We start from the raw sequence: 19,666 nt of genomic DNA, 5'->3' as shown, positions 1-19,666 counted from the left end.
AGGACATCGAATCTGATTTGCGCAAACTTGGGAATCCAGATTCAGTCAAAAGGCGAAGCGCTCTAGGAAGCGCAATCTCGGCAGACTGCAGAAAACTGACATGATATTCGAGGCCTGCGCATCCGCAAGTACGGACGCGATCGTCGCGGCTGGCACCGGCAATCGACGGGCAGGTGTTCCGGGACGGACGCCAGGAGCCGGTCAAATATCGGCTGCCATTTGCCGGATTGAGATGACGACGCTCCGAGACTCTGGAGCAGGGGAATGAACAGGAAGAGGCCGGCACCTTCGAGAACCGCCGCGGCCAAACCAAGTCCGACGATAGTCGGCCCGGCCATGCAGGTGCTGCCGCCAAGCGGATGAGCCGCCGCAACCGCCCGAACAGTGACGCGCTGATATTCACCAGCTGGTCTCTTCATAGAGCGGACGGAACTTGGCGTTCTTGTTGCGCATCCGTTTCACTCCAACCTTGACCCAGCGAGGAACCAACCTGGCCCTGCAGTAAACATCTACCATGTTGGGCAGGCGAGAAATTGCCGTGCGCGGATCCAGGACGAAGAGTCTCCTCGATAGGTCGCAGGCTGCGTAAAGCTGCCCGCCGATCAAAGCTCTCAACGCAAGCCAATGGATCATATCGACCAGATGCGCATCGAGATCGCTGCCGAACTGCGGATATTTTTCGCGAAACTCGGCAAGAACAATCTCACACGAACGAAGCATCTGCATGACATCGCTCGACATGTTGACGTTCGTTATCCGGTAACCCACGAGATGCTGAGGCACGACGCGGAATTCGTAATTTTCCGCTATTCTGAGGCACATTAGAAGATCCTCGCAGCCTTGTGCATTCCTGGCCCTCAGCGAAGGATCGAATTGTCCCGCCCGCTCGAATGCGGAGCGACGAACCAGCATCGAACTTCCGTTGCCGACAAAGTTCATTCTGCACATCCGTTGCAGAACGCGGCCATCGGCATCGGGCCGGAAGGATAGTGAGAATACCCGGCCGTTCTCGTCGATTTGGGCAAACCAGCAATATGCCAGGCCCGCAGAAGAGCCGCCTTCCTGCAGGGCGCGCAGTTGCAGTGCGATCTTCGATGGGGCCCAGAGATCATCCGCGTCGACAAACGCCAGAAACTCCGCATCGGTAGAGGCCGCACCGCTGTTGCGGGCCTGCGCAACACCGGCGTTCGACTGCCTCATTAGACGTATACGCCGGTCTCTCTCAGCACAGGAGGCCACAATCGAGGCGGACTGGTCCGTCGACCCGTCGTCCACCACGATAATGTCCAGCGCCTGATGGTCCTGCTGGCAGATGCTGGTCAAGGTGGCGCGAATGGTTCGCTCGGCATTGAACATCGGCACCACGACGCCTACCGTGGCATTGTCTTGGATCATTGGAGCCTTCGTTTTTTCTGCAGGAGCTGGTAAACAACGGATGACGCCAGCATTGCAATCAGCACCGCTCTTCCATGATCCTGCGCGAATTCGAGGCAAATGAGGTCGGTCATTCAGCCTGACTATCGTAGCTGGCGGGTTCGAACCGTGACGAAGCAACGCCAAATCCGAAAAACAGACACAAGGATCGGTCGCGTAGCGCTGCCTTATTAGCCTGTACTGAACAAGCCGGTCAACTGGCGCCGCGCGGCGCGGATTGGCGGCCGCCCGCAACTTCGGCCTCGCGTGCGCGGGACCTTGTGCTGGTCTTCGGTTGATGACTGCGCCATTTGCAGCGACATAATCCATGGGCAGGACGCGGCCTCGGCTGGCGACGCCGAACGGGCCATGGTGCGCGATCCCGATATCCTCATCCTGGACGAAGCCACCAATGCAGTGGACGGATGGTCGGAAGCGGCAATTGTCGAGATGCTCAAGTCGAGTGCCGGCCGCCGCACGACCATTGTCATCAGTCATCATCACAGCACCATCTCGTTCTGCGACGACGTGGTGATCCTCAGCCGCGGTCGTGTGAAAAAGCAGGCGCTTTTCGCCGCTCTGGCGACGCTCAGCATTGATGAACTCTACCAGCATGAATCAATAGAGTGACTGGGGCTGTCGTGCCTGCTGCGTGCGCCGGGCCGTCGTGGCGAGCGACACTTTAGCGATATCAAGCCCAGACGAGTGTCCGGCTATTTTTTGGGAGATGTTACCAACTGGAATTGTCGCTCGCCGGGGGCGCTGCTGCGAGCGACGATGACCCGGTCGCGACCCTCACCCTTGGCCTCGTAAAGCGCGTGATCCGCAGCATTCGTGAGTTCGGCCCAGCCCGCTCCATGCTCCGGGTAAGCGGCGACCCCGAACGAAACTGTAACAGTGCCCAGCGTCCGCCCGCGATGCGCCAAGTGAAGCTGCCTGATTGCCTGGCGCAGCGCCTCTGCCCTCTCAGCGCCTTCCTCCAGCGAGCATCCCGGCATTACGAGGGCGAATTCCTCACCGCCGTAGCGCGATACGACATCGCTATCCCTGGCATGCTCGATCAATGTGGCGGCGACCTGCTTCAAGACTAAGTCGCCGGCCTCGTGGCCGAACGTGTCGTTGAACTGTTTGAAATGATCGACGTCGAGCATCATGATCACCAGCGGCTGAGCCGAGCGCTCCATCCGGCGCAGTTCACGGCTGCTGGTTTCCTCGAGATACCGCCTGTTGAACAGACCGGTGTTCGGATCGCGGATCGATTGCTGCCGCAGCGTCTCGCGCAAGCGCAGATTGGCGAGCGCCAATGCCAGCGTATCGACAACGCCGCGCAGGATCTGCTGCCTCTCAGCCAGCCATTGCGGTTTGTCAGCCGCATTCGGTTCACACAAGTGGAGGATGCCCAGCGTTTCGCCTTGTGCCGCCAGAGGCATGCAGACGTAGCCCTTGCCGCCATTCTCGGTGATATGGGCGCAGCGCGGCGACAGCATGCCCGGGCCGGCGACATGCTCCTGCCCGCGGCGCAACGCCCAGCAGTCTTCCGGCGCAAATTGGGTAGCGCTCGACCGAACGGAGCCCCAATGCGCCACCTCTTCCACCAGGTTGCGCGAGGCGCTGGTCAGGTGGACGGTCCCGCTCAAGCCGCCGAGGAACTCGGCCATGGCGGTGCCGACCACTGAAAACGCTTCAGGAAACGTAACGCAGGCCTGCAGCAGCTCCCCTAGCTTCACCAGACGGGAAGTGGTTTCCGACTTCTCGTGCAATTCGCGATTTAGCACCGCTAGTTGATCGGCACGCTCGTTCACAACGCCTTCCGCGCGGCGCAGTTCGCTGATGTCGTTGAGCGTGAGGACGAGACCACCGTCGGACTTGCTGAGGGGACTGCAGCTCGCGATCATCGGCAAATGCGAGCCATCCCATTTTGTCAAGCGCACTTCGCTCTGGTGTTGGCGGCCCGAGGTCAAGGCCAGCTCGACGGGAGATGTCCCGGCAGCGAAATCGCCGCCTCTCGGATCACGCATCGTCATGACCGAGCGCCATTCCTCGCCGACGATCTTGTCGGCGCGCCGCCCAATCATCGAGGCCGCCGAGGGATTGACGCTGGCAATCCGGCCATCACCGTCGAGGACGGCAATGCCTTCGGCCGCCGTGTCGACGATATCCTCGATGTGGGCTCGCGCCGATTCAAGCTCGGCCGCCATGGTGTTGAAGCCATGCGCCAGTTGCCCGAACTCGTCGTTGCGGGTGTGGCTTATGCGCGTCATGGCATCGCCTTTGGCCAGCGCTTGCATGCCTTTCGTCAGGTCTGAAAGGCCGGCGCCGAAGCGGCGCAGCAGTGCCGCCGCGAATCCCGCCGCAACCAGCATGGCGGCCGCCGCGCTGATGCCGACCAACCAAAGCATGTTGCTGGTGCGCCGTTCGGCATCGCTTAGCAGGGGGTCGTATTCCAAGAGTACGGCGCCGATGATCGTGTCCTCGGGATGTTCGATCGGAAGGACCAGCATATCGTTGGCCTCGTGAGAATCGGTAAATCTGCGTCGGACGCCATCCTCTAGAGTCTGGCCGACTTCATTGCCGGCGTCGTGATCGAACTTGTCGCCGATATTATGGTCTTCGTCGGAAGCGTGGGCCAGAAGGACCTTGTTGCGGTTGACGACAAGGAAATCCCTGCGCGAATCATGGTGCTGATGCTCCAGAAACTCGCGCAGCGCGTCGGGTCGCTCGAACAGCGAAGGTGCCCCATCGGATGACTTGAAGACGATCGTGTTGGCCAATTCCTGCGCGACATTGGCCGCTTCGGTCAATCCCAACGACCTGATCGCGGCCATCTGTGTAAAAATCGCAACGCCGCCTACGAGGCCGATCAAAGCCGAGGCGGCCACCATGCTGAGAATGATCTGGCTCTTGATGCGCACGTCACAGGCCCGCTGAAAACGACGGCATCATACATACCCGATCGAGCCAGCATTTCATTTTCCGCCTTTTATTACCAAATGCTTATCAACGTCCTAACGATGAGCCAATCCGGCGGCTCTTTTGCCTCTCCGGCCCACAGCGATTTGCCTCGGGCGCCTAGTTGCGAGGGTGAGCATCCGACCTCGTACAGCGCCAGGCAGGCCATACGTACGGCCCTTGCAGGATTCAGCCGATAGCCAGCCGGCTGCGCCGGTCCCGCAAGACATCATTTCCCAGGCGCGCCCGGGAAATGTGTCATCAATTTCTGCTCGGCTGTCGCCCAAGCTCGGTCGTGGTAACGGCGCAGAAGCAAGATGCTTATAACGAAAGCCAAAATTCCGGAAATCACGCCGAGAACCATCCCTGAACCGATCACCGATGTCGCAACTATGCCCGCAAAGACGCCTGCGATCGCGCCGCTGATCGTACTCACCATGCCTGCGGTCGTCATGAAATACTGCAGGGGCGATGGTCTCAATCCCTTGTCGACGAGCACTGCCGAGCGGTCGTCGTGCGTAGAGTGGATAAGGTACTTTTGCATGATCGGCGCGAGTTCGACGTAATAGTGCCGGATCCGCGCCATGCCACGGGCGTGCACCATATCCTCGATCGCAACCTGCACGACGCGCACGAAAGTGACCAGACCGATGAAGAACAGGCAAGGCAGCAGGATCAGGCTGAACAGCACGAAGGGCATACCCATTTCCGTGACTTGCGCGACGAATGACAGAGCGATCGTTACGCTCGAGACTGACGTGAGGAACAGATTGCCGCGCTGGTTCGCTTCTTGAATCGTGGCTGCGCGGGCGGTCTGCAGCACGAAATGCTCGGTTGTCATGCACTGCAGGACTTGCTGCGTGTTGGTGCTCTCTTTCGTCATTGCGTCCTCCTTCGTTCGGCTCAACCACGACGCGACCGAAGGCGACTATGATCGGCCTACCCGCGCGACAAGTCTGTAGCCGCAGCCTTGCCTCGTCGTACCGGTCGCCTGCCCAATTCCGGTTCGGATGGCTCCGTGCGATCCGGTGCCGAGACGTTTCCGACGAGCGATGCGAGTTCAGCCTCGCTGAGCGTCTCGATTTCGAGCAGTTTGCGCGCCGTCTTTTCCAGCAGATCCCGTCGCTCCGTGAGGAGCCCGACGGTTCGCGCGAAAGCTGTATCGACGATGCTGCGAACTTCCTCGTCGATAGCTTCGGCGGTGGCCTCGCCGTAATCGTGCTCGCGCGAACCGCCGGCGAGTGGGTTGGGGCTCAGGAAGGAGCGCTGGTCCTTTTCCAGCGCCACGTGGCCGAGTTTTTCCGACATGCCGTAACGCGTGACCATGGCGCGGGCGATGTCGGTCACTTTGGCTAGGTCATCGGCGGCCCCCGTGGACAGATGCCCGAACACGATCCACTCGGCCGCCCTGCCGCCGAGCAGCACCGCCATCTTGTTCTCCAGTTCCTGGCGCGTCATGAGGAATCGGTCCTCAGTCGGCCGCTGGATCGTGTAGCCCAACGCGCCGACGCCGCGCGGGATGATCGATACCTTGTGTACGGGATCCACTCCGGGCAGCGCCATGGCTACCAGCGCATGGCCCATTTCGTGATAGGCGACGACCTCGCGTTCCCTAGGGTTCAACAACCGGTTGCGCTTCTCGAGCCACGCCACGATGCGCTCGACCGCATTGTTGAAATCCTCCATCGTGACGACGTCCGCCCTCCGGCGCGTGGCAAGCAGAGTGGCCTCGTTGACGAGATTGGCGAGGTCGGCGCCGGTAAAACCCGGCGTCAGCGCGGCAACTTTCTCCGCGTCGACATCCGCCGCCAGCTTGGCCTTTTTCATGTGGACTTGAAGTATCTGGACGCGACCTTGCTTGTCCGGCCGATCGACCAGCACCTGCCGATCGAAACGGCCGGCGCGAAGAAGTGCCGGGTCAAGGATTTCCGGGCGGTTCGTCGCAGCGAGCAGCACGACGCCGATTTTCGGATCGAAACCGTCGAGCTCGACCAGGAGTTGGTTGAGTGTCTGCTCCTTCTCGTCGTGGCCGCCCATCATCGGGCCCGCACCGCGGGCGCGGCCCAGCGCATCGAGTTCGTCGATGAAGATGATCGCCGGGGCTTTGGCGCGTGCCTGCTCGAACAGGTCGCGCACACGAGCGGCGCCGACGCCCACGAACATCTCGACGAATTCAGAGCCTGAGATCGAGAAGAATGGAACATTTGCCTCGCCTGCAACGGCCTTGGCGAGCAGCGTCTTTCCGGTGCCGGGTGGCCCGACCAGCAGCACGCCCTTGGGCATGCGCCCTCCAAGCCGGCCGTATTCCTGCGGGTTTTTCAAAAAATCCACGATCTCCTGCAGCTCGGCCTTGGCCTCATCGACACCTGCCACGTCGTCGAACCTCACGCCGGTATTGGCCTCGACATAGACCCTGGCCTTGCTCCTGCCGATTTGCATCAAACCGCCCATCCCACCGCCCATGCGTCTCATCAGCAACATCCACAAGCCAAAGAAGACGAGGATCGGGACGACCCAGGAGAGCAGGTCGCTCAGGAAGGTGCTTTCGATCTGGCCGGTGACGGTGACGCCGTGTTCCTGCAGCTGCCGTGCGAGATTCGGCTCGACGCGCGTGGTAATGAATAGCGGTTTCCCGTCCTGCGGCTCCTTGAAGCGGCCTTGGATGAAGCGATCGGAAACCTGCACGTCGGCGATCTTGCCGTCGCGTAGCAGGGTCTCAAACTGGCTATAGGGAATCTGCGCGACGTGCTGCGTGGCGGTGTAGACATATTGGAAGATCATCAGCACCGCGAAGGCGGCGATCCAGTACCAGATATTGAACTGCGTCTTCCTGCTGCTCATGTCCATGGCGTGTCCTCCAGCATCATATCGATGGAGGTCGCCGAACCGTCACGGCATCCGGGTCAATGTGGCCGAAGCACAAAAAAGCCGGTCCGGGAACATCCGACAGGCCGCTTGAAAGCGTCAGGCTGCGGAGCGGACGGTGACCCGCAAACCAAAGGCTGCAGGCGGCGAGGGCGGCAACAATGGCATCGGCACCTCAAGCTGCACCATAGCTGCGTGCAGGAACTGGAAGGGAATCTTTCGCTGCCGCAATCCCGCGCTCCAGTGCGAGCAGTGCCAGCCCTACTTCGTCGAGCCGCGCCGGCCGCTCGTTCTCCGGCATGCCCTCGCCGGTTGAGAGATCGACCAGATATTCGGTCCATGCCCAGTTGCGCAGGATGGAGCGTTTCTCTTCGACGGTCAGAAGAGGGTCGGCGACCACGTCCATCGGCGACGCATAGAGCGCCTCCGGGTCTGTCAGCGCCGATCCGCAATGCGGGGCCTGGGACACAGCACCGTAGCTGCTTTGCAGCCAAGCCAGCTTAAGGCGATTCCAGACCACATCTGCACCGGCCTGCAGCCGTTTCTCAGCATCTGACGATGCGCAGCCGAATTACCCTGGACGATATAGGCAAGGCCCTGGCGTTCGGCATAGTCGATGGCCGCCTGAAGCGTCGGAAAATCAAGCTCCACCTGGGTCAGTGTGTCTCCGCCTCCTGTGTAGCCCATCAGCGGTTCGATGACCGGCGCAGTACGGCGCTCGAACACCAGCCGCCAGCCTTTCGGCCGGGCGCCCGAGGTCATGGCTGAGCGGCAAGGCTTGTAGATCCGCGCGACCGCGTGGCGCGGGAACTCGGATCTGCCGACCCACAGCGCTCTCCTGCCGTTGTCGTTTGCCGGTTCGAGATTTTCTACGACTCGTGTGACTCACTTTCTTGCTTCTGCATCATCCATCCCCTCCCATTTGGCGAAGGATGCGCCGGAGGCAGCGGCCAGCCGCCTCCGACTGCTCCATGCATCAGTGGTTGATCGGAATGCGCTTCACCTTTGACTGCGCGTTCGGGTTCTTCGGCAGCGCCAGAGGCAACACGCCATTGGTAAACGACGCTTTGACCTTGTCGTCCTCGACCTCGTAGCCGAGGGGTATGCGCCGCTCGAAGCGACCGTAGAAGCGCTCGGAGTAATCCTTCTCATCGGTTTCCGACCGTTTTTCGCCACGCAGGGTCAGCACGTCGTCGTCGAGCAGGACTTCGATGTCCTTCTCTTCCATGCCAGGGACCTCGGCGGTGACGCGAAGCTCGGTATCCAATTCCGAAATCTCCACCTTGGGCCAGCCGCCGTTGAACGGCGAGAGCTGTCCGAGGGAAGGAAAGCCGCGTGCCAAACGTCCGCGAAACATCCTCGAACAACCTGTTCACCTCGCGATGGAGCGAAAGGAACGGGTTCTGGTCGCCGCCGCGATAGACGCTCGGGGTCTGACTGCCGTTGCGGCCCCAGGGAATGAGATCACGCACATTCATAGTCATTTACCTCCATGTTCAGCAGGCATGCTTCTGGAAGGCACCGACGACCGCCGGTGCCTTGCCTTTTCAGATGTGCGATGCATCAAGCCGCGTTTTTCTCGCCTTCGATCTGCTGCGGCTTCGCCTTTGCCGCGCTGCCGCCGATAGCGATCCGGCGCGGTTTCATCTCTTCGGGAATCTCGCGCTTGAGATCGACGGTGAGCAGCCCGTTTTCGAGGCTGGCGCCGGCTACCTTGACATGGTCGGCCAGTTCGAACCGACGCTCGAAGGCTCGATCGGCAATGCCGCGGTAGAGATACTCGCCATTGTCTTCACCGGTCTGCGATCCGCTCACAACCAGCATATTGGGCTGGTGAGTGATCGTCAGCTCATCCCGCGAGAACCCAGCCACTGCCATCGTGATGCGGTAGTCGTCCTCACCAACTTTGGCGATGTCGTAAGGCGGCCAGTTGTCGATGGTGCTGACGCGGCTCGCATCCTCGAGCATGTTGAAAATGCGGTCGAAGCCGACGCTTGACCGGAACAGGGGTGTAAAATCGAGGTTCGTCCTCATAGCCACATCCTCCTTTGAGCAACATGGATACAGGATGGCGCCAAGAGCCCTTGACGCCTCCTGGACTGCGCCGGCCCCATTCGGCGACCGGCGATTGTTGATTTAGAACAGTGTGTTGCGCCTTCAAGAGGCACATAGGAGAATTTTCAGTGAGACGCATGCCGTTAGAGCTGGTTGACCGTGGCTGCAAAGCCGGTCACGGTTGAGCCGTCAGCCTCGCGGCCACTGCCGATTTGGCGGGATAACTCGTCCAAGTGGCGCAACGCCTCCATGATCGCGTCGAAGGTGACCGGTGCGGTCGCGCCCGGCGGCATACGCAGCGCCGGCACGGATTCTACCGCACAGGCATCTGATGCCCAGGATGAAAGGATGGCACGCTTTTCCCGGACGTCCAACGTCATGGCGGTGAGCACGTCCTGCGGACGCTCGAAGTGCCGCGCCGGGTGGAGCAGCCGGTCGAGAAAAAGATCAGGGGTTTCAGCCGCAATCGGGGGAATAGTAGCTCCTTTCATCGATGGTCCTCCGCTTCAACATTCTCCTTTGTGGACGTTCTTCGGTGGCTCGCGAGAGTTTCACCCGATCGAAATTTTGGATGCCTTCCCCGAAATTTCAAGAGACTCCAAGGCCCCGATAACTGCGTGCGCGGGCGCGATCGGGGTTGCGTCCTGGCGACATGCTCCTTGCCGTCAATCGGCATCCGCTTTCGACGGTGGCCGAGTTCACCGCGGCTTTGCGCCAAACTGCCGGAACGATCGCGCTCGACCTGTTTCGCGGCGGAGAACGGCGTTTCCTCGTGGTCCGCTAAAGGGTTGATCCGGTTGGGTGGCCGGCTCGCCCGATGATCGAGCGGGGAGGACACGCTGCTCAAGAGTCGGCTCCTTCGGGCACGCCTTCCAAACAAAGCCATCTATGCTTTCTGTGAGGCCAATGGAGCATTGTCGGGGGCGGGAATTCCGGGTCCTCCAGACAGCCGACCGATACCGACAGCGCATTCTTCAGCCCTTCTGCCCGCATGAAGACGACCGAGCCGCACGTCGTGCAGAATGTCTGCTCCAGCCATTGTCCGGACGAGCCGGTTCTGCGCCAGGATCTGGTCTCGCCTTTGTGGCCGACGACGGTGGAGTCGGCGTAAATGGCCCGGTATGAGAACGCCGTTCCGGTGCAGCGCTGGCACTCCATGCAACTGCACGCATAGACGCGTCGCGGCTCTCCGGCGAGGACAAGTTCCACAGCCTGGCATGAGCAGGTCGCGGTTCGTTTCATCTTGCCGCTATGCATTCGCGGGCGCCCCGCTCTGGCGCGGCGAGCCATTTCGAAACAGGGGCGCGAGGGATGCAAAATCATCTTCCATGCTCCCGAGCGAGAGCGCCTGCCGAAAGATCATATCCATGGCGCGCGGCATAGCCGCGTCGAGGCCTCGCTCCTCGCATGCCTCAAGCAGGTGCTGGAAGGCGCTGTAGTGGGCACCCAATGACGCCAGGGTCGCGTCGTCGCCGGCAAAACGGCGTGCATTCGTTCTATCCACCAGGTCGAACAGAGCGGCATCGACAACCGGCTTGAATCCGGAAAGATGGCTCCTGAACGTCGCCACGTCGAGACCTTCAGCCTCGGCGACGGCCATGCCCTGGAGCGCTCCGAAGAGCCCGCCCCACATCTGAGTGAGCAGAGCGGTATCAAGCGCCGAGGCTTGACCCGGCAGCTCCCCGACATAGCTCGTGCCGCCGCCGAGTGCGAAAAGCAGGGGCTTGTGCTTCTCGTAAACGTCGCGAGAACCCGAATAAAGCAGTGCGGTCTCTGGCTTGCCGATAAAGTCCGGAGTTGCCATGATTGCCCCGTCCAGATAGCCGGCACCATGCGCTTTTACCCAGCGCGCTTCTTCCCGCGCCAGACGCGGTGAGCCGGAGGTGAGTTGTACGACGGCCTTCCCGGCCAATGCCGAAGCGACGTCACCTCGCTTCAGCAAAGCCTCGCTGGCGGCATAGTCGACAACATTGATGATCACGAGTTCGGCCGCCTCAATTCCAGCCTCCACCGGGGGGCGACCTTCGCGCCAAGGGCCGCTAATGGCTCGCACTTTGCCGCGGTCCGATTCCAGACCCATGTTGGACAGCCGCGGTCGAGCAGCGTTCGAGCAATGGACGAGCCCATTCGGCCCGCGCCGACGACGCAGACATTTGATATCATAATAACTTCTCCGATAGACTGATGGCCCTCTCGACGAGGGTCCGCTTTATGTTTGGCGCGCTCGATCCGAAGATATAAATTCTTGCTGCGTTGAGAAGTACGCACCTTGAGGTAAGCTATCGCCATCATGACAGGAGCTGCCAAATGAGGCGCAAGGAACCAGACAGCTGCGGTTTTGCTGCTGCGCTGCAGGCCATCGGCGGAAAGTGGAAAACCTCGCTGCTGTGGGAACTGCACCTGCGGCCGTACCGCTTCGCCGAACTGCGACGGTTGCTGCCTGGCGTCAGCGAGAAAGTGCTCACGCAACAATTGCGGCAGATGGAAGCCGACGGGCTGATCAGCCGGCGCGTCTATGAGGAGGTGCCGCCTCGCGTGGAATACTCGATCACACCGCTCGGCTTCAGCCTGAACGATGCGGTGACAGTCATGTCGGCGTGGGGCAAGCGCCACGAGACATGGAAATCGCAGCGCAAAGCGGCCTGACCCGGGCAGACCTATAGAGGTTCTGGCCGACCGCCGCACAAGTCCTAGTCGATGCGCGGTCGCTGCTTGCCACGACGGGCCAGAAGATTGGCGACGACGAGCAGCACAATCGACAACACCATCATCAGCGTCGCGGCGGCGGTGATTGCCGGGCTCAACTTCTCGCGCAGCCCGATGAACATTTCGAGCGGCATAGTGCGCTGATTGGCGCTGGCCAGGAACTGCACCACGACGACCTCGTCGAACGAGGTGACGAAGGCGAAAGCGGCCCCTGACAGCACGCCGGGCAGGATCAGCGGCAGCATGACCCTGAAAAACGATGTGATGGGCCTTGCTCCGGAGATGGCGGCGGCGCGCATCAGATTGCGGTCGAAGCCGGTGAGGCTCGCTCCCACCGTGACGACGACGAACGGACTGGCGAGCGCGGTATGCGCCAGGATGATGCCGGCATAGGTGCTGGCAAGTCCGACACGTGCGTAGAACAGATACGAGCCGACGGCGGTGATCACCACCGGCACGATCAGCGGCGACAACAAAAGCGGCATGACAATGCGGCGACCGGGGAACTTTTCGTCGGAAAGCGCGATTGCCGTCAACGTGCCCAGCGTCGTTGCGATCAGCGTCGTCCCGAAGGCAACGATCAGGCTGTTGCCGATCGCAGATTGCCAGCGCTGGGTTCCAAGCACGACCTCGTACCAGCGTGTCGAAATTCCCTCCAGCGGGAAGATGAAGAAGGCGCCGCTGTTGAACGACAGGGGAACGGGAACGAGGATAGGCACGAGGAGGAACAGGATCACCATGCCGCACCACAGCCAGAGCAGGGTGATGCGGATTCTTTCGCCTGTCGTCGGATAGGAAGACAGCAACATGGCTACACCAGCTTGAGGCGGTCGAGGCCGAGGATGCGGGCGAAGATGCCGAACAGCGCCAGGGTGAAGACGAGCAGGATGAAGCTGAGCGCCGCCGCCATCTCCCAGTTCAGTTCGACATTAACGTAGCTGGCGATGAAATTGCTGATCAGCTGGTCGCTAGCGCCGCCAATCAGCGCCGGCGTGATGTAATAGCCGAGGCAGAGGATGAAGGTGAGCAGGCAGCCGGCCATCACGCCCGGAAAGACCTGTGGAAGATAGACGCGGCGAAACGCGGTATAAGGTTTTGCGCCGAGCGAATAGGCAGCCTTCATCTGCGAAGGCTGGATGGCGCGCATGACGCTGTAGATCGGCAGCAGCGTGAACGGCAGCTGGATGTGGGTCATGGCGATGATCAGTCCGATGCGGCTGTACATCAGGTCGAGCCGGTCGTCGGCGACGCCGAGCCACAGCAGCAGGTCGTTGACCAGGCCGAATTTCTGCAGGAGCACCGTCCAGGCCGCGGTTCGCACCAGGATCGACGTCCAGAACGGCAACAGCACCGCGACGATGAGGATGGCGGCGAGGCCCTTGGGCACGGAGGCGATGAGGTAGGCGAGGGGGAAGCCCAGTATCAGCGTGGCCAGCGTCACCGCTGCGGCGACGAAAAATGTGCGCATGAACACCTGCACGAAGATCGCCTGTTCGGGTGACACCCTTTCGATGCCGCCATCGCCGTTCCAGCGCAGATCAAGCGCGCTCAGCAGGTAGAACGACGTCACGCTATGGGTGCCGCTCTCGATGACCGGCCATGTGCCCGGCGCCGACCAGAACGGCACGGCTTTCATCACCTCCAGCGGCGGCCTGTCGGCGGCTTCCAGTTGGCGCACCGTCTTGAGCACCTGGCTGCGTGCACCCGGCAGGCGGGCGTTGAGGCTCTTGGCGAGTTCATAGGCGGTGCCCTTGGCCTGATTGCTCCGGAGGTCGGCGGCAAGAGCCAGGAAGGCAGCGTCGTCGGGCAGTCCGGTGCCGTTCCAGCCGCGCAATGCCTGGCTGGTCTGCGGCAAGGCGTCGGCAATCGTCGGATCATAGACGGCGCGCGACAGAAGCAGGACAATCGGGATGCCGAAGCTCAACGCCAGCAGCACGAGCAAAGGCGCCGCCAGCGCCAGCGATCGCAGCCGGTCGCCGAGATCGGCGCGCCGAAGCGCCGCCGCGACCGACTTTGCTGTGCCGGAATCGGCGGCCGACCAGTCGCGGCTTGCCCGCGGCCGGTCCAGTTTCGTGGGCTCAAGCGCCGACATTTTCCCTACTGCGCGAGCCAGGCGTTGAAGCGCTTGACCAGATCCTCGCCATAGTCACCCCAGAATTCGGTGTCGGCGACCAGATAAGCGGTCATGTGGTCAGGTGCGTTCGGCAATTTCGGCAGGGCGTCCGGCGCGACGAAGGAGGCCGCATCGATGCGCACCGGCCCGTAGGTGATGTAGCTGGCGAGCTTGGCGCTGATTTCCGGCTGGCTGATATAGGCAAGATATTTGTAGGCCAGCTCCGGGTTCTTGGCGCCCTTCGGAATGGCGATCATGTCGTATTCGAGGATCTGGTTGTTCCAGACGATCTTGAACGGTGCCCCGTCCTTGTCGATGGCGTTCTGGATACGGCCGTTCCAGGCGGTTGTCATCACCACTTCCTTGGATGCGAGGAGCTGTGGCGGCTGCGCGCCGGCATCCCACCAGACGATGTCCTGCTTGATGGTGTCGAGCTTCTTGAACGCACGGTCGACGCCTTCGGGGGTTGCCAGCACCTCGTAAACCTCGGCCGGCGCGACACCGTCGGCCATCAGCGCCCATTCGAGGTTCTGTGCCGGAAACTTGCGCATCGCGCGCTTGCCCGGAAACTTTGTCGTGTCGAAGATGTCGAGGACCGAGGTTGGCGCCTCCTTCAGCACGTTGGGGTCATAGGCAAGCACATCGCCATAGGCGTCGAGACCGACGCCGCAGTCGAGTGCGGAACCTTCGATGAACTTTTCACGGGGGGCGATCTTGGAATAGTCGAGCCGCTCGAGAATGCCGGCGTCGCAACCCTGCAGCACGGTCGCGGTCTCGACCGTCACCAGATCGATCGGCACGTTGCCGGTGTCGACCATCGCTTTGACCTTGCCGAGATCGCCAAGATATTCCTGCTCGACGATCTTGATCCCAGTCTCCTTGCTGAACGGCTCGAACCATGCCTTGCGCTGGGCATCCTGCCAGGCGCCGCCGCTGGCCATGATCGAAAGTTCGTCGGCGAAGGCGGCATGTCCCATGGTGATGAATGCTGTGGCTGCCGCGAAGGCGAACAGCCGGGCCTTTGTGATTTTCATTGTTCTTATTCCCCTGTTTTCGAGATGGAACCGCCCGTCCCGGCATCGGCCGGAAAGGCACGGCAGTCGTTGGGCGCGCAGGAAACCGTGACCGGTTCCCCGTTGCCCATGGTCGCTTCGGGGCCAACCTTGACGGTCAGCACCTGTCCGTTTTCCAGCCTGGCCAGAAGACGCTGGTGGTCGCCGAGATAGATGTGGCCATCGACGGTGGCGGTTAGCGCATTTGCTCCGTTCGAAGCGGGCGCAAGCTTCAGCCGCTCCGGGCGGATGGCGACATGGCAGGGCGCACCCTCCGTGACTCCGATGGCCAGCGCGGCGACCGAACCGCCGCCGTCCAGCGCGACGCGGCACTCCTTGCCGGAGACGCGCTCGACCTTGCCTTCCAGCGTGTTGTTCTCGCCGATGAAGCTCGCGACAAAGGAGCTCTGCGGCGTGTTGTAGAGATCATCCGGCGAGCCGAGCTGGGCAATTCCGCCATTGTTGAAGACGGCAACGCGGTCCGACATGGTCAGCGCCTCGCTTTGGTCGTGCGTCACGTAGACGATGGTGACGCCGAGCATCGTGTGCAGCTGCTTGATCTCGAGCTGCATATGCTCGCGCAGCTTCTTGTCGAGCGCGCCGAGTGGCTCGTCCATCAGCACCAGGCTTGGCTCGAACACCAGCGCGCGGGCAAGCGCGACACGCTGCTGCTGGCCGCCGGAAAGCTGTGCCGGCCGCCGGTCGCCGAACTGCCGCAGCCGCACCATGTCGAGCGCGCGGCCGACGCGGGATGCAACGTCCGCCTTGGTGATCTTGCGGACCGAGAGCGGGAAGGCGACGTTCTCCTCGACGCTCATGTGCGGAAACAGCGCGTAGTTCTGGAACACCATGCCGATGTTGCGTTCGTAGGGCGGCAGCCTGTCGACCGACCGGCCTTCAAGCGTAATGACGCCGCCGGTCGGCCGTTCGAAGCCGGCGAGCATGTTGAGCGTCGTCGTCTTGCCCGAACCGGAGGGGCCGAGAAGGGTAAGGAACTCGCCGCGCGCCACGCTGAGGTTCAGCCGTGTCACCGCGAAAGTCCGGCCGTCATAGGATTTCTCGACATCGACGAATTCGACAAATCCCTGCCGGCCGGCGTCCGGTGCCGCAGCGGCGCTGTCGGCTGGCAAGACTGTTGCTTCGGCGATCACGGACGGAAATCCGTTGAGCGGCGGCAATGGTCGCTTGTCGAAACGAGGTGGTGCTTGCCGTCCATGGGTTGGTCTCGCATGACGCTGGCCGCGCAAGGGCGGCAAACAAACTTGTATGCTCACACAATCAATCGCTAAAGAACCATAGATGCAGACAAGTTCGCCCGTCAAGCGGCTTTCTTCGGGATTGTGTGAGATTTTTCAGGCGAATTTTGAAAACGTGTACCGGACAAGTGCTATTGTCCGGAGCATTGTCTTATGCTAGATGCGCCAGTAGCCAGAGTGTCAACACACCGAAACCGCCAAGCCGCATGCTTCAGGACCTACAACTCGCCTCGGATGAAGGCCCGGTCTACCGGCGCCTTGCGGACGCTATTGCCGAACGGATTACAGCCGGGACGCTTGCCGTTGGAGACCGGCTGCCGCCGCAGCGCGAGATTGCCCGCGCACTTGGCATCAACGTCACCACGGTGACGCGCGCGCTGTCGACGCTGCAGCAGCGGGGGCTGCTCGAGGCGCGGCCCGGGCGCGGCACCACGGTCGCCGCCCGCAACGGCGGCGAAGGACCAGGTTTCGTGTCGGCGCCGAGCGAAGACACCGGTGTCATCGATCTTTCCGTCAACAGACCAGCGACCTCGGCCTATCTCGACGCGCTGGCGCTGCTGTTGCCGCGCCTGTCCAAGGACCGGAACTACGTCACGCTTCAGGACTATCATCCGCCTGAGGGGCCGCTGTGGGCGAGAGAGGCAATCGCCGAGTGGATGCGGCCGGCGGCAGGCGACGGCGATCCCGGCCGGGTGGTGCTGGCGGCGGGCGCGCAGCATGGGCTGGACTGTGTGCTTGGCGCGGTGACCAGGCAGGGCGACGTCGTGCTCGCCGACGAAGTGACCTATCAGGGCATCAATGCATTGTGCCGGGTGCATGGGTTAGAGCTCAGAGGCGTCGCCATGGATCGTGACGGCATGCGGGCCGACGCGTTCGAGGCGGCCTGCGCGCAGCTCCGCCCGCGCGCGGTCTTCCTGGTGCCGACCCTGCACAACCCGACCACCATCACGCTACCCGAGGAACGCCGGCACGAGTTGGTGGCTGTGGCCCGTCGCCATAACGTCCTCATCATCGAGGATGACGTCTACCGCCCGCTGGCGGACAATCCGCCGCCGTCGCTTGCCAGCCTCGAGCCCGAATTGACGGTTCACATCGGTGCCTTGTCGAAGTGCGTTGCCCCAGGACTGCGCCTCGGTTTTGTGATCGCGCCACGCGCCATAGCCGGCCAGGTCGCCGCGGCTTTGCGCATCAACTGCTGGAGCATCAGCCCTATGACCGCGCTGATCGGCGCGCGACTGATAGAAGAGGGCGCGGCGGCGCGTATCATCGAAGCCCAGAAGCAGGAGCTTCGCCAGCGCCAGGCCATCGTTACCGAAATCCTCGGCCGGTACGATGTCCAGAGCCACGCCGCCTCGACCCATGCCTGGCTGCGCCTCCCGGAGCCGTGGCGGGGCGCGGGTTTCGCTCGCACCTGCCTGGAACGTGGCGTTGCCGTTCTTCCCGGCGATGCCTTCGCGGTTGGGCGCGAGCCGGTGCAGCACGGGGTACGCATCAATGTCGGCGCCGCGCGCTCGCTCGACGATTTGCGCACGGCCCTGAACACCATGGCCGAACTGCTCGCGGCCGGGCATCTGCAACTCCCTGGCTTTGTCTAGGGGCTCGGTCGTGGCAGCACCGGAAACCGTGGAAGTCGCCATAGTCGGCGCCGGCATTGTCGGTTTGGCAACGGCACTCCGGCTTGCGGCCGAGGGGCGCGAGGTGATGCTCATCGACCCCAACGAGCCTGGCTCCGGCGCCTCGTTCGGCAACGCCGGAACGCTCGCCGAATATGCCTGCATGCCGGTCGGCAACCCGGCCGTGCTGCGCCAATTGCCAAAACTGCTCCTCGATCCGGACAGCCCTTTCGCCTTGCGCTGGCCGGCGTTTTTCCAGCTTGCGCCCTGGCTGGTCCGCTTTGTGCGGCAGTCGCTTCCGGCGGCCACCCGTGCCAATGCGCTGGCGCTCGCCGGCCTTTTGGCGGAGGCTCTGCCGGCCTGGGAGGAGATGGTGAAGGAGGCTGATGTGGCCGACCTGCTGCGCCGCAACGGCTGTCTCTACCTGTATCGTCGCGAGAGCGATTTCGCCAAGGCCGCTGGGGGCAGGGCGCTGCGCGCGGGGTTTGGCGTCCATCAAAAGGTTCTGACGCCGGAAGAGGTGGCCGCGCTGGAGCCCGGCCTGCCAGCGACCGGGGCCAGCGGCCTGTACTTCCCGGATTCGATGAATGTCACCGATCCGAAGACACTGATGCGGCGACTGCTCGATGCCGCGACCGCCCGCGGCGTGTCGGTGGCGCAGGCTGCTGTAACCAGGCTGCCGGTCGAGGCGGACGGTGTCAGGCTCAGTGGCTCCGGCTTTCGCGTCAAGGCACACACGGTGGTGATCGCCGCGGGCGCGCAATCGCGGGCGTTGGCCATGCAGGCCGGCGACAGGATCCCGCTCGAGACCGAACGCGGTTATCATCTCGAATTCCCGACCAAAGCGCCTCTGCTCAATCGTCCGGTCTGTCCTGTCGATCTCGGCTTCTACATGACGCCGATGACTGGCCGGCTGCGTGTAGCCGGAACTGTCGAACTCGGCGGGCTTGCAGCGCCGGCAAATCCGCGCCGGCTGGCGCTGCTCGATCGCGGTGTCAGGCAGTTCTTTCCTCAACTCGGCCGGCCTTCATCCGAATGGCTCGGATTCCGGCCGTCGCTGCCCGATTCCCGGCCGGTCATCGGTCCGTCGCGTGGCAGCCCCAAGGTGATCTATGCCTTCGGTCATGGTCATCTCGGCCTCACTTTGGCTCCGATCACGGCCCGCTTGGTCGCCGACCTGATTGCCGGACGCGGCGATCGCGACCGCCTCGCGCCATTTGCGGCGGACCGCTTCGGTGCATGAAGGTACGTCGGCTCGGCCGCGGTAGCGCAGCGCGTGAGCATTGGATAGGCGTTCGGCATTCTCTTCTGTCCCCCAACTGACGCCAGCCTGCGCGCCAATTGCGGATGCCGGTTCCACCCCGAGCACCATTCAAGCAAAACCCGCCCCGGTCTCCGGAGCGGGTCTTTTGCCTGAGGCGGAACTCAACACATGTCCGCAGCAGCAAGGTCGTCTCGAGATGCTGAAGATCCGGTTAACCGGCCATATTTGATTCAAATCCAGCTGTGGATATTTGCCTTCGGGTAAATCGAGATGGCCATCCTTGTCCAACGGCGGGCAAAAGGAGAATCCATGACTAGAGCGGGATGAGATTTGTAAGAGTCGTGGGATTCCCAAATCATCGCAGTTCTGATTCAACATTC

20 protein-coding genes and 2 pseudogenes are annotated in these 19,666 nt (G+C 62.2%); 5 read left to right on the top strand and 17 right to left on the bottom strand.

Annotated features, from left to right (window positions below; translation table 11 throughout):
* Positions 1-399: 399 nt before the first annotated feature.
* Positions 400-1,395: a glycosyltransferase family 2 protein gene (locus ACWUKX_RS29960; RefSeq protein ID WP_456010268.1), complete on the bottom strand. Its 996-nt coding sequence runs from the start codon at positions 1,393-1,395 to the stop codon at positions 400-402.
* A 381-nt stretch (positions 1,396-1,776) separates the two neighbouring features.
* Between ACWUKX_RS29960 and ACWUKX_RS29955 the strand changes: the two are divergent.
* Positions 1,777-2,043 (top strand): annotated as a pseudogene (locus ACWUKX_RS29955) (ABC transporter ATP-binding protein); the annotation flags it as partial.
* Between the two features lie 83 nt (positions 2,044-2,126).
* Here the strand turns inward: ACWUKX_RS29955 and ACWUKX_RS29950 are convergent.
* The 8 genes and pseudogenes from ACWUKX_RS29950 to ACWUKX_RS29915 form a co-directional block, all read right to left on the bottom strand.
* Positions 2,127-4,325 (bottom strand): diguanylate cyclase, encoded by a 2,199-nt coding sequence (locus tag ACWUKX_RS29950; protein WP_456010266.1) that lies wholly within the window; start codon positions 4,323-4,325, stop codon positions 2,127-2,129.
* A gap of 266 nt (positions 4,326-4,591) precedes the next feature.
* Positions 4,592-5,245: a hypothetical protein gene (locus ACWUKX_RS29945; RefSeq protein ID WP_456010265.1), complete on the bottom strand. Its 654-nt coding sequence runs from the start codon at positions 5,243-5,245 to the stop codon at positions 4,592-4,594.
* A 56-nt stretch (positions 5,246-5,301) separates the two neighbouring features.
* Positions 5,302-7,209, bottom strand: coding sequence for an ATP-dependent zinc metalloprotease FtsH (ftsH, locus tag ACWUKX_RS29940; RefSeq protein ID WP_456010264.1), 1,908 nt, complete (start codon positions 7,207-7,209; stop codon positions 5,302-5,304).
* 193 nt (positions 7,210-7,402) lie between these two features.
* A complete protein-coding gene (locus ACWUKX_RS29935; protein ID WP_456010263.1) occupies positions 7,403-7,633 on the bottom strand; it encodes a hypothetical protein in 231 nt (76 codons plus the stop codon).
* Between the two features lie 29 nt (positions 7,634-7,662).
* Complete coding sequence (locus ACWUKX_RS29930) at positions 7,663-7,989, bottom strand: NADH dehydrogenase ubiquinone Fe-S protein 4 (RefSeq protein WP_456010262.1); 327 nt, start codon at positions 7,987-7,989, stop codon at positions 7,663-7,665.
* A 214-nt stretch (positions 7,990-8,203) separates the two neighbouring features.
* Positions 8,204-8,705: pseudogene (locus ACWUKX_RS29925) on the bottom strand (Hsp20/alpha crystallin family protein).
* 85 nt (positions 8,706-8,790) lie between these two features.
* Positions 8,791-9,261 carry an Hsp20 family protein gene (locus tag ACWUKX_RS29920; RefSeq protein ID WP_095520210.1) on the bottom strand — a complete coding sequence of 157 codons (471 nt, stop codon included), beginning with the start codon at positions 9,259-9,261 and terminating at the stop codon, positions 8,791-8,793.
* Positions 9,262-9,425: 164 nt separating this feature from the next.
* A complete protein-coding gene (locus ACWUKX_RS29915) occupies positions 9,426-9,773 on the bottom strand; it encodes a hypothetical protein (RefSeq protein WP_456010261.1) in 348 nt (115 codons plus the stop codon).
* A 146-nt stretch (positions 9,774-9,919) separates the two neighbouring features.
* Between ACWUKX_RS29915 and ACWUKX_RS29910 the strand changes: the two genes are divergently transcribed.
* Complete coding sequence (locus tag ACWUKX_RS29910) at positions 9,920-10,066, top strand: hypothetical protein (RefSeq protein WP_455841324.1); 147 nt, start codon at positions 9,920-9,922, stop codon at positions 10,064-10,066.
* Positions 10,067-10,125: 59 nt separating this feature from the next.
* On the opposite strand, the gene ACWUKX_RS29905 is transcribed toward ACWUKX_RS29910, so the two are convergent.
* Genes ACWUKX_RS29905 through ACWUKX_RS29895 form a run of 3 tightly spaced genes read right to left on the bottom strand, consistent with a single transcriptional unit; the run spans position 10,126 to position 11,409 of the window.
* Complete coding sequence (locus ACWUKX_RS29905) at positions 10,126-10,524, bottom strand: GFA family protein (RefSeq protein ID WP_456010272.1); 399 nt, start codon at positions 10,522-10,524, stop codon at positions 10,126-10,128.
* A gap of 7 nt (positions 10,525-10,531) precedes the next feature.
* Positions 10,532-11,263 carry an imine reductase family protein gene (locus ACWUKX_RS29900; protein WP_456010259.1) on the bottom strand — a complete coding sequence of 244 codons (732 nt, stop codon included), beginning with the start codon at positions 11,261-11,263 and terminating at the stop codon, positions 10,532-10,534.
* A complete protein-coding gene (locus tag ACWUKX_RS29895) occupies positions 11,260-11,409 on the bottom strand; it encodes an NAD(P)-binding domain-containing protein (protein WP_456010270.1) in 150 nt (49 codons plus the stop codon). The genes ACWUKX_RS29900 and ACWUKX_RS29895 overlap by 4 nt, the downstream gene beginning before the upstream one ends.
* Before the next feature lie 180 nt (positions 11,410-11,589).
* On the opposite strand from ACWUKX_RS29895, the gene ACWUKX_RS29890 reads away from it, so the two are divergent.
* Positions 11,590-11,928, top strand: coding sequence for a winged helix-turn-helix transcriptional regulator (locus ACWUKX_RS29890; protein ID WP_456010257.1), 339 nt, complete (start codon positions 11,590-11,592; stop codon positions 11,926-11,928).
* A gap of 44 nt (positions 11,929-11,972) precedes the next feature.
* Here ACWUKX_RS29890 and ACWUKX_RS29885 read toward each other — a convergent pair whose 3' ends face one another.
* The 4 genes from ACWUKX_RS29885 to ACWUKX_RS29870 are packed head-to-tail and all read right to left on the bottom strand — an operon-like array spanning position 11,973 to position 16,304.
* On the bottom strand, positions 11,973-12,797 hold the full coding sequence (locus ACWUKX_RS29885; protein WP_287113243.1) for an ABC transporter permease: 825 nt from the start codon (positions 12,795-12,797) through the stop codon (positions 11,973-11,975).
* Between the two features lie 2 nt (positions 12,798-12,799).
* The gene (locus ACWUKX_RS29880) at positions 12,800-14,080 is read right to left on the bottom strand and encodes an ABC transporter permease (protein ID WP_456010256.1); all 1,281 of its coding nucleotides are present in this window, start codon (positions 14,078-14,080) and stop codon (positions 12,800-12,802) included.
* Between the two features lie 5 nt (positions 14,081-14,085).
* Complete coding sequence (locus ACWUKX_RS29875) at positions 14,086-15,135, bottom strand: ABC transporter substrate-binding protein (RefSeq protein WP_456010255.1); 1,050 nt, start codon at positions 15,133-15,135, stop codon at positions 14,086-14,088.
* Between the two features lie 5 nt (positions 15,136-15,140).
* Complete coding sequence (locus ACWUKX_RS29870; RefSeq protein WP_456010253.1) at positions 15,141-16,304, bottom strand: ABC transporter ATP-binding protein; 1,164 nt, start codon at positions 16,302-16,304, stop codon at positions 15,141-15,143.
* Between the two features lie 311 nt (positions 16,305-16,615).
* Between ACWUKX_RS29870 and ACWUKX_RS29865 the strand changes: the two genes are divergently transcribed.
* Together ACWUKX_RS29865 and ACWUKX_RS29860 are read left to right on the top strand one after the other, a co-directional pair.
* Positions 16,616-18,004 (top strand): aminotransferase-like domain-containing protein, encoded by a 1,389-nt coding sequence (locus tag ACWUKX_RS29865; RefSeq protein ID WP_456010252.1) that lies wholly within the window; start codon positions 16,616-16,618, stop codon positions 18,002-18,004.
* A 10-nt stretch (positions 18,005-18,014) separates the two neighbouring features.
* A complete protein-coding gene (locus tag ACWUKX_RS29860) occupies positions 18,015-19,265 on the top strand; it encodes an NAD(P)/FAD-dependent oxidoreductase (RefSeq protein WP_456010251.1) in 1,251 nt (416 codons plus the stop codon).
* Positions 19,266-19,394: 129 nt separating this feature from the next.
* On the opposite strand, the gene ACWUKX_RS29855 is transcribed toward ACWUKX_RS29860, so the two are convergent.
* On the bottom strand, positions 19,395-19,666 hold a 272-nt coding region (locus ACWUKX_RS29855), incomplete at its 5' end, for a hypothetical protein (protein ID WP_456010250.1).

This window comes from Mesorhizobium sp. f-mel (assembly GCF_053850215.1).
The sequence above is the reverse complement of the archived record's forward strand: the minus strand, read 5'-3'. Positions and strand labels throughout refer to the sequence as shown.

Excerpts from the sequence above, each read along its gene's own strand:
- ACWUKX_RS29960 (WP_456010268.1), bottom strand. The coding sequence starts at position 1,395 with ATGATCCAAGACAATGCCACGGTAGGCGTCGTGGTGCCGATGTTCAAT.
- ACWUKX_RS29880 (WP_456010256.1), bottom strand. The coding sequence starts at position 14,080 with ATGTCGGCGCTTGAGCCCACGAAACTGGACCGGCCGCGGGCAAGCCGC.
- ACWUKX_RS29905 (WP_456010272.1), bottom strand. The coding sequence starts at position 10,524 with ATGAAACGAACCGCGACCTGCTCATGCCAGGCTGTGGAACTTGTCCTC.
- ACWUKX_RS29885 (WP_287113243.1), bottom strand. The coding sequence starts at position 12,797 with ATGTTGCTGTCTTCCTATCCGACGACAGGCGAAAGAATCCGCATCACC.
- ACWUKX_RS29930 (WP_456010262.1), bottom strand. The coding sequence starts at position 7,989 with ATGACCTCGGGCGCCCGGCCGAAAGGCTGGCGGCTGGTGTTCGAGCGC.
- ACWUKX_RS29920 (WP_095520210.1), bottom strand. The coding sequence starts at position 9,261 with ATGAGGACGAACCTCGATTTTACACCCCTGTTCCGGTCAAGCGTCGGC.
- ACWUKX_RS29875 (WP_456010255.1), bottom strand. The coding sequence starts at position 15,135 with ATGAAAATCACAAAGGCCCGGCTGTTCGCCTTCGCGGCAGCCACAGCA.
- ACWUKX_RS29895 (WP_456010270.1), bottom strand. The coding sequence starts at position 11,409 with ATGGGCTCGTCCATTGCTCGAACGCTGCTCGACCGCGGCTGTCCAACA.
- ACWUKX_RS29865 (WP_456010252.1), top strand. The coding sequence starts at position 16,616 with ATGCTTCAGGACCTACAACTCGCCTCGGATGAAGGCCCGGTCTACCGG.
- ACWUKX_RS29915 (WP_456010261.1), bottom strand. The coding sequence starts at position 9,773 with ATGAAAGGAGCTACTATTCCCCCGATTGCGGCTGAAACCCCTGATCTT.
- ACWUKX_RS29890 (WP_456010257.1), top strand. The coding sequence starts at position 11,590 with ATGAGGCGCAAGGAACCAGACAGCTGCGGTTTTGCTGCTGCGCTGCAG.
- ACWUKX_RS29935 (WP_456010263.1), bottom strand. The coding sequence starts at position 7,633 with ATGGACGTGGTCGCCGACCCTCTTCTGACCGTCGAAGAGAAACGCTCC.
- ACWUKX_RS29945 (WP_456010265.1), bottom strand. The coding sequence starts at position 5,245 with ATGACGAAAGAGAGCACCAACACGCAGCAAGTCCTGCAGTGCATGACA.
- ftsH (WP_456010264.1), bottom strand. The coding sequence starts at position 7,209 with ATGGACATGAGCAGCAGGAAGACGCAGTTCAATATCTGGTACTGGATC.